11 protein-coding genes are annotated in these 12,583 nt (G+C 62.9%); 5 read left to right on the top strand and 6 right to left on the bottom strand.

Features of this window, described 5'->3' with window-relative positions; genetic code table 11:
* Positions 1–52 precede the first annotated feature (52 nt).
* The gene (def, locus tag BHMPCIPO_RS02880) at positions 53–577 is read right to left on the bottom strand and encodes a peptide deformylase (protein WP_173515372.1); all 525 of its coding nucleotides are present in this window, start codon (positions 575–577) and stop codon (positions 53–55) included.
* Positions 578–728: 151 nt separating this feature from the next.
* Between def and BHMPCIPO_RS02875 the strand changes: the two genes are divergently transcribed.
* The 3 genes from BHMPCIPO_RS02875 (at position 729) to BHMPCIPO_RS02865 (ending at position 5,660) form a co-directional block, all read left to right on the top strand.
* Positions 729–1,922 (top strand): DNA recombination protein RmuC, encoded by a 1,194-nt coding sequence (locus tag BHMPCIPO_RS02875; protein WP_173515371.1) that lies wholly within the window; start codon positions 729–731, stop codon positions 1,920–1,922.
* Between the two features lie 48 nt (positions 1,923–1,970).
* Positions 1,971–2,870: a ribokinase gene (locus BHMPCIPO_RS02870; RefSeq protein ID WP_173515370.1), complete on the top strand. Its 900-nt coding sequence runs from the start codon at positions 1,971–1,973 to the stop codon at positions 2,868–2,870.
* A 402-nt stretch (positions 2,871–3,272) separates the two neighbouring features.
* Entirely contained in the window at positions 3,273–5,660 is a 2,388-nt protein-coding gene (locus BHMPCIPO_RS02865; protein WP_173515369.1) for a methyl-accepting chemotaxis protein, read from the top strand.
* Between the two features lie 77 nt (positions 5,661–5,737).
* On the opposite strand, the gene BHMPCIPO_RS02860 is transcribed toward BHMPCIPO_RS02865, so the two are convergent.
* Positions 5,738–6,682, bottom strand: a complete 945-nt coding sequence (locus BHMPCIPO_RS02860; protein WP_173515368.1) for a nucleoside hydrolase — start codon at positions 6,680–6,682, stop codon at positions 5,738–5,740.
* Between the two features lie 351 nt (positions 6,683–7,033).
* Between BHMPCIPO_RS02860 and BHMPCIPO_RS02855 the strand changes: the two genes are divergently transcribed.
* Complete coding sequence (locus BHMPCIPO_RS02855; RefSeq protein WP_173515367.1) at positions 7,034–7,465, top strand: Hsp20 family protein; 432 nt, start codon at positions 7,034–7,036, stop codon at positions 7,463–7,465.
* Between the two features lie 47 nt (positions 7,466–7,512).
* Positions 7,513–7,770, top strand: coding sequence for a BQ00720 family protein (locus tag BHMPCIPO_RS02850; protein ID WP_173515366.1), 258 nt, complete (start codon positions 7,513–7,515; stop codon positions 7,768–7,770).
* Positions 7,771–7,993: 223 nt separating this feature from the next.
* Here the strand turns inward: BHMPCIPO_RS02850 and trmB are convergent, their stop codons facing one another.
* From trmB to lnt, 4 genes are all read right to left on the bottom strand, one after another.
* A complete protein-coding gene (trmB, locus tag BHMPCIPO_RS02845; RefSeq protein WP_173515365.1) occupies positions 7,994–8,692 on the bottom strand; it encodes a tRNA (guanosine(46)-N7)-methyltransferase TrmB in 699 nt (232 codons plus the stop codon).
* A gap of 167 nt (positions 8,693–8,859) precedes the next feature.
* A complete protein-coding gene (gene metK, locus BHMPCIPO_RS02840; RefSeq protein ID WP_173515364.1) occupies positions 8,860–10,128 on the bottom strand; it encodes a methionine adenosyltransferase in 1,269 nt (422 codons plus the stop codon).
* Between the two features lie 202 nt (positions 10,129–10,330).
* The gene (locus BHMPCIPO_RS02835) at positions 10,331–10,750 is read right to left on the bottom strand and encodes a helix-turn-helix domain-containing protein (protein ID WP_173515363.1); all 420 of its coding nucleotides are present in this window, start codon (positions 10,748–10,750) and stop codon (positions 10,331–10,333) included.
* A 146-nt stretch (positions 10,751–10,896) separates the two neighbouring features.
* A complete protein-coding gene (lnt, locus tag BHMPCIPO_RS02830) occupies positions 10,897–12,492 on the bottom strand; it encodes an apolipoprotein N-acyltransferase (RefSeq protein ID WP_173515362.1) in 1,596 nt (531 codons plus the stop codon).
* Between the last annotated feature and the right edge of the window lie 91 nt (positions 12,493–12,583).

Genomic DNA, 12,583 nt, shown 5'->3' with positions numbered 1-12,583 from the left:
TGCAAATCAAGCCCTCGGCGCGATATGTTTCGGCCGCTGCCCGTTCGGCGGCTCAGATCGCTTTCGCGCCGCGGGTCTTGGCAGCCTTGGTAAACTTGCGGATCACCATGTCGCGCTTGAGCTTGGAGATGTGATCGATGAACAGCACGCCGTTCAGGTGATCGATCTCGTGCTGCAGGCAGGTGGCGAGCAGGCCATCGGCCTCGATCGTCTGCTCCTTGCCGTCACGATCGAGATGCTTGACGGTGATCGAGGCCGGGCGCTCGACCTCGGCGTAATAATCCGGGATCGACAGGCAGCCTTCCTCGTAAACCGAACGCGCATCGGACGAAGCCACGATCTCGGGGTTGATGAAGACCAACGGCGTCTTCTCCTCGCCCTCCTTCGATACGTCGAGCACCAGCATGCGCTTGGCGACACCGATCTGGATCGCGGCAAGACCGATGCCGGGGGCGTCGTACATGGTCTCGAGCATGTCATCGGCCAGACGGCGGATGTCCGCGTCGATGGTTTCGATCGGCGTGGAAACCTGCCGAAGCACAGGATCGGGAAGGATGATAAGCGGCTTGATCGTCATGCTGCTCCCATAGCCGATCTTTCCATCGGCGCGCAAGGAAATTGCCTTGCTGCCTGCGCCACCCGCTCGCGCTTCGCGTGGCGTTAACCGCTACACGCAAATGTTCTCGTTTTGATCTACACTTCACGAGAGAATCTGTTAGGTTTGGCGCATGGAACCTGCGCCCCTCCCTCTTGCCCAACCGCTGTTTTTCGTCGGCACTTTGCCGATCGCCCTGGGCCATCTCGCGATTGCCGCCGGGCTTGTGATGATCGTCGCTGCGCTGATGGCGCTTGCGCGGCGGCGGGATACCCGCGACGAGGAGCGTCAGGAACAGATGGCGATGCTGCTTGCGGCGCAAACGGAGATGCAGGGACGGGTCGCCGCCATGGCCGAGGTTTTCGGCGCGCGCCAGGCGGAGCTCAACCAGACGCTCAGCCAGCGCATCGACGGCATGACGCACCGCATCGGCGCATCGATCACCGAGCAGACGAAGGCGACGCACGAGAACCTCAGGCGCCTTCAGGAGCGGCTGGCGGTCATCGACACCGCCCAGAACAACATCCAGTCGCTGGCCAAGGACATGGCCGGTTTGCAGGCGATCCTGTCGAACAAGCAGACGCGTGGCGCCTTTGGCCAGTCCCGCATGGAGGCGATCATCGCCGACGGGCTGCCGATGGGCGCCTTTGAATTCCAGACGACGTTGTCGAACGGCGCACGACCCGACTGCACCATCCGCATGCCGAACGGCCAGCCGCCGCTCGTCATCGACGCCAAGTTTCCGCTGGAGGCCTGGAATGCGATGCGCGATGCAGAAACCTCGGAGCGTCGCCAGCAGATCGCCCTGCTCTTCCGCCGCGACATGGAAACGCACATACGCGATATCGCCAGCAAATATCTGATATCAGGAGAAACGCAGGACACCGCCTTTCTCTTCGTGCCGTCGGAATCGATCTTCGCCGACATCCACGAGCACTTCGAAGCGATCGTGCAGAAGGCGCATCGCCAGCGGGTCGTCATCGTTTCGCCATCGCTGCTGCTGCTCTCGATCCAGGTGATCCAGGCGATCCTCAAGGATGCGCGCATGCGTGAGCAAGCGCATCTGATCCAGGGCGAAGTCGCCAGGTTGATGGAGGATCTGGGCCGTCTTGACGAGCGCGTGCGCAAGCTTCAGGGCCACTTCGCCATGAGCCAGAAGGATGTCGAGGACATTCTGGTTTCCTCCAGCAAGCTGACGCGCCGCGGCGCCAAGATCGAGGCACTCGAGCTCGAGGCCGAGGGTGGCACGCGGGAAGCAAGCGGTGAGCGTGCCGCTGTCGACAACCGCGTCGGGCAATTGCGCCTGCGGGTGGTTGACGAGGACTGACGCAGTCGGGCACTCTCCGCCCACTTTGCCAGCCAACAGGATGTTCACATGATCACTGTTTTTGGGTCCATCAACATGGACCTGATCGCCACCACCGCACGCCTTCCAAAGCCCGGCGAGACCGTCGCCGGAACGGGCTTCTCGACCGCCGCCGGCGGCAAGGGCGCCAATCAGGCGCTTGCCGCACGACGGGCCGGCGCGACGGTGCAGATGGCGGGCGCAGTTGGCGCCGACAGTTTCGCCGACGGCGCGCTGGAGCTGCTGAAGGGCGCCGGCACCGACCTGTCGCTGACCAAGACGGTAAACGGGCCGACCGGCACCGCGCACATCCTCGTCGGTGGCGACGGTGAAAACGTCATCGTCGTCGTCGCCAGCGCCAATGCGACGGTCGACGAGGCCGATGCGGTGAAGGCCGTCGACGGCATGAAGCCCGGCGACACGCTGATGCTGCAGCTCGAAATTCCGGCGGCATCTGTCGAGAAGGCGCTCACCGCAGCCAAACAGAAGGGCGTGCGCTCGGTCATCAACATCGCCCCGCTGACGCCGGACGCAGCCCGCCTCGGCCGCATGGCCGATATCGTCATTGCCAACGAGACCGAGTTCGAACTGCTCGCCGGCAGGAGCGGCATCAACAGCGCCGAACGCGAGGAGGCGATGAAGGCGCTCCATGCCGAAACGGGGCAGACGGTCATCGTCACGCTCGGCGCCGAAGGCGTCGTCGCCGTGCATGAGGGCGAGATCCAGCGAGCCAAGGGCCTGAAGATCGAGCCGGTCGACACCGTCGGCGCCGGCGATACCTTTTGTGGCTACCTCGCCGCCAGCCTCGATGCCGGCATCGCCTTCCCCGATGCGCTGCGCCGTGCGGCCGTTGCCGGTTCGCTCGCCTGCCTGAAGCGCGGCGCACAGCCCTCGATCCCGCTTGCTTCGGAAGTCGCGGCGCGCCTCTAGTTCGCGATGGGTTTGAGCCGGATCGGCCGGACACACAAACCAACGCTTCGCAAAATCGCGCTTGGCGCGGGCGGAAATCTGCCCGCGCTTTTTCTTTACCGCGCTCTCACATTACGTTGTTTTCGCCCCTCGAAATTACCGCTTGCGCAATCCAGACAGCCGATGTCGCGGAAATAAAACTTTGCGCGCAATTTTATCAAAGCAACAGGTAAAACAGCGTCCGCGTTGGCCCTATCTTAAGATTCTCCAGTCTATTCAGGACCCTGAGAGAGCCGGCTCGAAAGACCCGGTCGCCTCCAACATGCCGGTCGGCATCTGACGCTCCATGATGGAGTTCACCCCCATTGCGAAATGCGTCCGCCGCAGGTGAAGCCTGCGGACCTCCCAGCACGTGAGGATTTCATGTTCAAGTTCCAAGCCAAATCGCTGGCGACCAAACTGATCGCGGTGACAGGCGGCACGATCGCACTTGTCCTGCTCGCCTCGAATTTCGTTCTCATCTCCCAGACCCAGGATCGCGTCGAAACGCTGGTCCTCGAACAGGCGAGCGGTGAAGCCCGGGCAATCGCCTCAAACATCGCCGGTGACGTTGGCGAACTTGCAAGCGCTGCCCGCTCGATGGCCGGCATTCTCGGCCGCGCGCATGCCGAAAAGTCGCTGGAGCGCGCCGGGGTGATCAACATTCTCAGGGCGAACCTGGAACAGAACCCCTTCGCCTTCGGGAGCTGGTTCGCGGAGGAGCCCAAGGCCTTTGACGGTCGCCAGGAGGACGTCGTCAACAACAAGGAACTGGGCGCCAACGACCAGGGCATCTTCACGCCCTACTGGTCGAAGAGCCGCACGAATGAAATCCAATACTCCACCTTCGGTGCCGACTACGCGGCCGAGTGGTACAAGCTCGCGGCAAAGAGCGGCAAGGGCGCGATCACGCAGCCCTACACCGCACAGGACACCGACGTTCCGACCGCAATGAGCTCGATCGCCTACCCGGTCATGTCCGGCGGCAAGCTGCTCGGGGTCACCGGCATCGACATTTCGCTCGCCTCGCTGGCCGACGGCCTCGCGAAGCTGAAGCCTTTCGAAACCGGGCGCGTCTACCTTCTGTCGCAGAGCGGCAAGTGGCTGGTCGCACCGATCCCGGAGCTCCTGCTCAAGCAGTATGACGGCGAAGGCAGCGACGTTGTCGCGAACGCGCTCGCCTCGGGCAAGTCCGGCATCATCTCCAACCTTACCTATGATGGCAACGAACCCTTCGACCGTCTCGTCTATCCATTCGCGCTGTCTGGCGTGAACACCAACTGGGTCGTGCTCGTCGACGTGCCGCGCACGGCGATCAATGCGCCGGTCAAGGACCAGACCTATATGATGATCGTCGGCGGCCTCGTCGTGCTCGGCGCCGTGCTTCTCGGTCTCTATCTCGCCGTCCGCGGCTTCGTGCAGAAGCCTCTCGCCGCACTCGTCAAGGATGTGAACAGCCTCAGCCACGGCGACTACAGCAAGGCAATCGCCGGCCAGGATCGCTCCGACGAAACCGGCGAAGTTGCCAAGGCGCTCGAAGGTTTCCGCCACCAGCTCGCCGATACCAAGCGCCTCGAAGGCGAAGCCCGCCACGAGCGCGAACAGGCCGAGCACGAACGCAACCGCTCGGAAACCGAGCGCGCCGAAAGCAGCGCGCTGCAGCGCGATATCGTCGCCCGGCTTGGCAAGGGTCTGTCACATCTGTCGTCGGGTGATCTCGCCTTCCGCATCACCGATGACTTCCCCGGCGAATACGCCCAGCTCAAGCGCGACTTCAACGCGACGATGGAAAGCCTCGAAGAGACGATCCGCACGGTCAACCATTCGGTCGTCAACATCGGCAACGGCACGAGCGAAATCAGCAGCGCCGCCAACGACCTGTCACACCGCACCGAACAGCAGGCGGCAAGCCTCGAAGAAACCGCGGCAGCCCTCGACGAGCTGACCTCGCAGGTCAATGCCAGCGCCGAAAACGCCAAGGTTGCCGCCAAGTCGGTGGAAGTCGCCAGCGGCGACGCCGAACAGTCCGGCGAGGTGGTGCAGAAGGCGATTGCCGCCATGCAGGGCATCGAGCAGTCCTCGCACGAGGTCAGCCGCATCATCGGCGTCATCGACGAGATCGCCTTCCAGACCAACCTTCTGGCGCTGAATGCCGGCGTCGAAGCGGCCCGTGCCGGGGAAGCCGGCAAGGGTTTCGCCGTCGTCGCCCAAGAAGTGCGCGAGCTCGCCCAGCGCTCGGCAAACGCCGCCAAGGAGATCAAGACGCTGATCAACACCTCGGCCGGCCAGGTGCGCGAAGGCGTCGAGCTCGTCGGCAAGGCGGGCGGTGCGCTCGAGAAGATTGCCGAGCAGGTGGTGCAGATCAACGGCCTCATCCGCCAGATCTCGAGCTCTGCCTCCGAGCAGGCTGTCGGCCTCAAGGAGATCAACTCGGCCGTCAACCAGATGGATCAGGTGACCCAGCAGAACGCCGCCATGGTCGAAGAAACGACGGCGGCCGGCATGGCGCTCAACGAGGAGGCGCGCACGCTCAACGCGCTGGTCGCCCGTTTCCGGGTCGCCCAGTCCCCGGCATCGGTCCAGCCCTCGTCCTCCGAGATGCTGCGCGGTACGGCCGAGCGCATGCGTGCGGCCGACCGTCCGGCTCCCGCGCCTGCCCGCGAGACGCGGCCGGCCCCGGCACGGAGCAGCTACTCGGCTTCGACACAGCGGGTGCTCACCCAGACCTCGGGCGCCAACGCTCTTGCCCAGGATAATTGGGAAGAGTTCTGATCAACGGATCGGACCAAACGAAAACGGCGCCTCCCGGGGCGCCGTTTCTGTTTGGAGCATGATGATCGACCGCAGGCTCAAATGCGCGCCAGGCGCTCGGTCAAGAGATCGAAGAAGCCCTGGTCGTCGACGAAGCGCATGACCTTGGCATTGTGCGGCCGGCCGGTGACCTGCCACCAGTCGACCACGGTCATGCCCGCCGTCAGCGGCGATTTGATTTCTATCTCGACGTTGCAATCCCGGCCGGTGAAGAGCTCCGGCCGCAGCAGATAGGCAATGACCGTCGGGTCGTGCAGCGGGCCGCCATCGGTGCCGTATTTCTCGATGTCGAAGCGCTCGAAGAATTCGAGCATTTCGGCCATGGCGATCGCCGGGCGGCTGCCGATGTCGCGGATCTTCTGCACGCGCGCCTTGTGCGTGAGCACGCGATGAGTGACGTCGAGCGGCATCATCACGATCGGAATGCCCGAGCGGAAGACGATGTCGGCGGCTTCCGGATCGACATAGATATTGAACTCGGCCGCCGGGGTAATGTTGCCCCCCTCGAAGAAGCCGCCGCCCATCATCACCAGTTCCTTGACCCGCAACGCGATCTCGGGCGCCTTCTGAAGCGCAAGCGCAATGTTGGTGAGCGGCCCCAGCGTGCAGAGCGTCACCGTGCCCTCCGCCTCGTTGCGGAGCGTCTCGACGATGAAGTCGACGGCGTGCTGCTCCTCGAGCTTCATCTTGGGTTCGTCGAGCGTCGGGCCGTCGAGGCCGGTCTTGCCGTGCACGTGTTCGGCGGTCACCAGCGCGCGGGCGATCGGCTTGTCGGCACCGGAAAAAACCCGAACCTTCGGCCGGTCGCAGAGCTCGCAGAGAATGCGCGCGTTGCGGGCCGTCAAGGCCAGCGGCACGTTGCCGGCAACGGTGGTGATGCCGAGCAGGTCGATCTCTTCCGGGCTGCCGAAGGCAAGCATGATGGCGGCGGCATCGTCCTGCCCGGGATCGGTGTCTATGATTATCTTTCTCGGCGCGGGCACTCTTTCGTCCTCCCTGGGTCACGTTCGTTTGGGTCGACCCGGCCCAAAGCCGACAGCGCCGCGCGTCCGATCGGACGCGCAAGGGCCGCTGTTGCACTTTGAAGCGCTGCATGTTCCGATAAAGGGAACATGCGGTGGGCGCGATCGATTTCAATGTTCCGGAGCGGAAACGAGGCAACGTCTGCGACGCGCTGCTCGCCTCACTCTTGGATTCTGCGAGAGCGGACTATGATTTGCGTGCACGTCGGAGGCAAGCGGCTTGCACTCGTTGCGCACAGCTACCATATTGCGGCGAGGATGCTGCTGGGCAGGTCCGAAGAACGGTCGCTTGATCTCGCAAGGACTTGAGGAATGAGCCGAATTACGCCCTTTACGAGCCCGCTGCTGCTGGGTTTCGACACGATGGAAAAGACCCTTGAGCGCATCGCCAAGGGCAATGACGGATACCCGCCCTACAATATCGAGCGCATCCGCGGCGATGCAGCCGTTGACGCACCGGAGCGGCTCAGGATCACGCTCGCGGTGGCCGGGTTCTCCGAAGAAGACCTCGAAGTCACCACCGAAGAGAATCAGCTCGTCATTCGCGGCCGCCAGGTCGACAACGGCGATCGCGACTATCTGCACCGCGGCATCGCCGCGCGCCAGTTCCAACGTACCTTCGTGCTGGCGGACGGCATGAAAGTGCTCGGCGCCGAGCTGCGCAACGGCCTGCTGTCCGTCGACCTCGTCCGTCCCGAACCGGTACGTATGGTAAAGAAAATTAACATTTCGGTCCCAGAGTAGGATAACCGGCGGGATTTTCCCCTGGCCGGCGACCACGGAGTATCACCATGGGACTGAAAGCCATCAGCTCGTCACTGTCAAAAAACGACCTCGCACATCTCGGCGAAGGCGAAATCGGCTACATCCGGAAAATGCGTTCGGACGAAGTCTCGCGCTGCTTCCCGGAAGCACCCGAGATGGGACCGGGCATCGATCTCTGGGCCCTGTTCGGCGCCGACGGCACGCCGATCCTCCTGACCGACAATCGTTCCAGCACCTTCTTCAAGGCTGCCGAGGATGACCTGAAGACGGTCACCCTGCATTGATCGCACGCCCGTCTTTGACGGTGCGCTGCGATCGAACGGGATGACGCCGCCGCTCTGGTGACCCCGCAATTCCGGACGGAAGACCGCTTCGCACTTTTCCTGGAATTGGCTTCCGGTGCCCGCAATTCCGGACGGAAAACCGCTTCGCACTTTTCCTGGAATTGGCTTTTCAGTGCACGCAATTCCGAACGGAAAACCGCTTCGCACTTTTCCTGGATTTGCTTTAGACGCGGCGGAAAGTGAGATAGGCGGAACTGCGCCCTTCCCGGCGCGCCTTGGCCTCGTAGCGTGTGCTCGGCCATCCCGCGTACGGCGTCAGCCAGTCGGCTGCCTTCTCCGCCGTCCATTCGAAGGCCGCGTGATCGCGGCAATGCAACAGCGTCCAATTGACATAGGTGTCGATATCCGAGGCGAAGCAGAACAGCCCGCCCGGCTTCAGCACGCGCGCAAACCGGTCGAGATTGACCTTGGAGACGAAGCGGCGCTTCCAATGTTTGCGCTTCGGCCACGGGTCCGGATAGAGCAGGTCGATCTGGTCGACGGAAGCGGCCGGCAGCCAGTCGAGAACCTGGGTGGCGTCGTCATCATAGAGACGAATGTTGTTGACGCCGCGATCCTCGATGTGGCCGACGAGTTTGGCCATGGAATTGACGAAGGGTTCGACGCCGATGAAGCCGGTCGACGGCGCCTCGGCGGCGCGGTGAATCAGGTGTTCGCCACCACCGAAACCGATCTCCAGCCGGATGCGTTCGACATCCCCGGGAAACAATGCCTTCAGTTCGGCCGGAGCCGCACTCGAAAGATCGAGCTTCAGCGTCGGCAGCACGGTTTCCAGATGCGCCGCCTGCCGCTCGCGCAACGGCTTGCCCTTGCGGCGGCCGAAGAAGGCCTCGGTTGCTCTGGCGCGGCGCGGTTCAGTCATGTCGTTTGTCCCTTGGTCACGCTGATCCGGGTCAAGGGACCCAAAATCAAAATGAACGAAGCGGGCGCTCCTTGCCGGAGCGCCCGCCCTGAATATCGCAAGCGCCTGATAGCAGGCCGCTGCGCTATCTTCAATGCACGGCCTTCGACGCCGCGCCAGTTGCACGCTCAGGCAGCGGCCCGGCCGTTGACGGCGCCGCTCTGCTCGATCGCTGCCTTCAGCGGCTTCACCAGATCGAGCTTCTCCCAGGAGAAGGAACCGTCGCGACCAGCCTTGCGGCCGAAGTGACCGTAGGCGGACGTCTTGGCATAGATCGGCTTGTTGAGGTCCAGGTGACGGCGGATGCCAGACGGCGACAGGTCCATCGTCTTGCGGATCGCCTGCTCGACCTGATCTTCCGAGACCTTGCCGGTGCCGTGCAGGTCGACATAGATCGACAGCGGCTGAGCAACGCCGATGGCGTAGGACAGCTGGATCGTGCAACGATCCGAAAGGCCGGCAGCAACGACGTTCTTCGCCAGGTACCGCGCGGCATAGGCGGCCGAACGGTCGACCTTGGTCGTGTCCTTGCCCGAGAAGGCGCCGCCGCCATGGGGTGCCGCACCGCCATAGGTGTCGACGATGATCTTGCGACCGGTGAGGCCGGCGTCGCCGTCCGGACCGCCGATGACGAACTTGCCGGTCGGGTTGATGTACCAGGTGCAATCGTCGGCGATCTTCAGATCATCGAGGGCTTCGCGGATGTAGGGCTCGACGACCGAGCGAACCTTGGCCGAATCCCAGGTGTCATCGAGATGCTGCGTCGACAGAACGATCGAGGTGACTTCCGTCGGCTTGCCGTCGACGTAGCGCACGGTAACCTGGCTCTTGGCGTCCGGGCCGAGCTTGGCGACTTCGCCTTCGCCCTTCTTGCGGGCGGCGGCGAGCAGATTGAGGATGCGGTGCGAGTAATAGATCGGCGCCGGCATGAGTTCGGCGGTTTCGCGGCAGGCGTAGCCGAACATGATGCCCTGGTCGCCGGCACCTTCTTCACCCTGCTTGTCGGAAGCGCTGTCGACACCCTGAGCGATGTGGGCGGACTGGAAGTGCAGAAGCACGTCGATCTTGGCCGTCTTCCAGTGGAAGCCGTCCTGCTCATAGCCGATCTCGCGGATCGCCTTGCGGGCGGCGGACTTGAACTTCGAGGGGTTGATGACGTCGTTGCCGTCCTTGTCCTTCTTCAGAAGGCTCGGCGGCAGGCGCACTTCGCCGGCGATGACGACGCGGTTGGTGGTCGCCAGGGTTTCGCATGCGATGCGAACGCCCCACGGGTCGACACCGGTCTTGGCCGCTTCGCGGTAGACCAGATCCACGATCTCGTCGGAGATACGGTCACACACCTTGTCCGGATGACCTTCGGCTACGGATTCACTCGTGAACAGGTAGTTTGCACGCATGCGGGAAGTCCCCTCAATGAAGAAAAGCGCTGGCATGGTGTTAGTGGTTTTGCGTCCGAAAAACAAGCGCACAACGACATAAATATATCTTTATATCACCATCGGCACCAATCACTTTGAGGCGCCTGGCAAAAAAAGCGCGCATGAAAAAAGCGGCACAAAGGGCCGCTTTGTTTTCAAGTCCCGACGGGGAACGTTGGAACTATTCGCTTTCCGCTTCCGCAGCGAGCGCCTTGACGAGATCGACGAGGCGGCGACGAACCTTCGGGTCCGTGATCTTGACGAAGGCACGGTTGAGTTGCAGCCCCTCGGAGGACGAAAGGAAATCCACAACGTAGTTGGAACTGGAGGCTTCCGCCATGCCCGACTGGCCGCTGGTGCCTTCACCCGGCGCATCTTCGAAGAAGAAGGAAACCGGTACGTTCAGAATGCTCGAAATGTTCTGCAACCGGCTGGCGCCGACACGGTTCGTGCCCTTCTCGTACTTCTGAATCTGCTGAAAGGTGATCCCCAGACTTTCGCCGAGCTTCTCCTGGCTCATGCCAAGCATCGTGCGGCGAAGACGAATCCGACTACCGACATGAATGTCGATCGGGTTCGGCTTCTTTTTGTTTTCGATCATATCTGCGTTCCCAAACACGCTGTTTCGTTTGATCCATCGCCTGACACGCGGGCAACGCTCACCGGAGCGACCGCCACGGTGATAGGGCAAAGCCGCCACAACAAGGACGATGGTGTGGACCACTATGCAATTTTAGGGGTTTTAGGTCAATTCTTCCTAATATTAAAACCAAAACGCGAAAACACTGCAACCAGAAGGAGGAAGAGTGCAGCCAGCCAGAAGATTCGGCTTCGCATAGCGTCGTCCAAAAGCGTAGGCATCTTTCCCGGCAGAAGTGTGTCGACCACTCCCCTATAATTGTAGGACAATCCTACCATTAAAACCCCACGTGCATCAACAATTGCTGATATACCGCTATTGGCTGCGCGGATAAGCGGGGTTCCGGTCTCGACGGCGCGCAGCTGCGCCTGATGGAAATGCTGGCGCGGACCGGGCGTATCGCCGAACCAGGCATCGTTGGTGATGTTGAGAAGTGCATCCGTTCGGCGGGCGGCGCCGTCGACTTCGTCGGGGAAGATCGCCTCGTAGCAGACCAGCGGATAAAGCATCTTTCCGCCGGGCAACGTCAGCAGCGAGCGGGTCTTTGCAGAGGAGAAGCCGCCAGGCATCGAAGCGGCAACGGAACTCAAGCCCCAGGATGACAGCACCTCCTCGAACGGCAGATATTCGCCAAACGGGACGAGATGCACCTTGTCGGCAGCACCAACGATCTGGCCGCGGCCGTCGATGACATAGATCGAGTTGTAATAGCGCGGCGGCAGTCCGGAGCCCGCATCCTCGGCGCGCACAGCGCCGGCGATCAGGATCTGATCGTCGTCGAGCACCTCGGCGATGCGCGCCAGGGCGTCCGGATTGTCGGTGAGGATGAAGGGGATCGACGTCTCGGGCCAGACGACGATGTCCGGTCGCTTGCCGCCGTTTTCGGGCGCGGCGGCAGTGAGCGAAAGATGCTCCTCGAAGACCGCCGCACGCTCGCGGTCGTCGAGCTTCTTCGCCTGGTCGATCACCGGCTGGACGAGACGGACCGTCAGCGGCGGTTCGCCCACAGGCGGGGCCGGCTGCGCCAGGCGATAGAAGCCGAAGCCTACATGAGCCGTCAGGAGGACGAGCGCTGCCGCCAGGCCGATCCGGCTCCCCCGGCCGGTGGCGATGAGCGCGGGCGCCGCGAAGACGAAGACCGCCAGCATGTTGATGGTCGCCAGGTTGACGACACTTGCCGACTGCATCATCAGCGGCATCGGCGTCGCCGCGTAGCCGATGGCATTCCAGGGAAAGCCGGTGAAGAGGACGCTACGCAGCCACTCGCAAAGACCGAAGGCCAGCGCCAGCGCCGCGATTCGCCCCACGCCATCGGACCAGAACAGGCGCGCGATCAGCGTCGCAAGCGCATAGAAGAGCGCCAGGAAGGCTGGAAGACCGACGACGGCGAGCGGCAACGCCCAGGCGAATTCGTCGGCCTCCACCAGGAGCGCATTGCCGAGCCACCAGAGGCCCCCGAGGAAGTAGCCGAAACCGAACCACCAGCCGATCGCCGCCGCCGGCCAGAGCCGCCTGACGATGCCGCCATCCGGATTTCCGGTCGCGCCGTCGAGCAGCCAGACGAGGATGGGGAAAGCGACGAAAGCGAAGGCGAAGATGCCGAAGGGCGGCTGCGCCAGAACCGCGAGGAGCCCTGCGAGGAACGCGAGCAATGCCCTGGGGAGCCCGGAGAGAAGCATCACCCTGCCAGCCAGTCTTACCATGCAGCCTCCCGTCGATTCCGGCCGCCGGACACGGCGCCGGAGCGAAACAACAACCGAATCAATCGGCGCCAGTCTTCCAAAAAACGGGCTA

It is taken from the genome of Ensifer sesbaniae, assembly GCF_013283665.1.
GTDB lineage: Bacteria > Pseudomonadota > Alphaproteobacteria > Rhizobiales > Rhizobiaceae > Ensifer > Ensifer sesbaniae.
The sequence above is the reverse complement of the archived record's forward strand: the minus strand, read 5'-3'. Positions and strand labels throughout refer to the sequence as shown.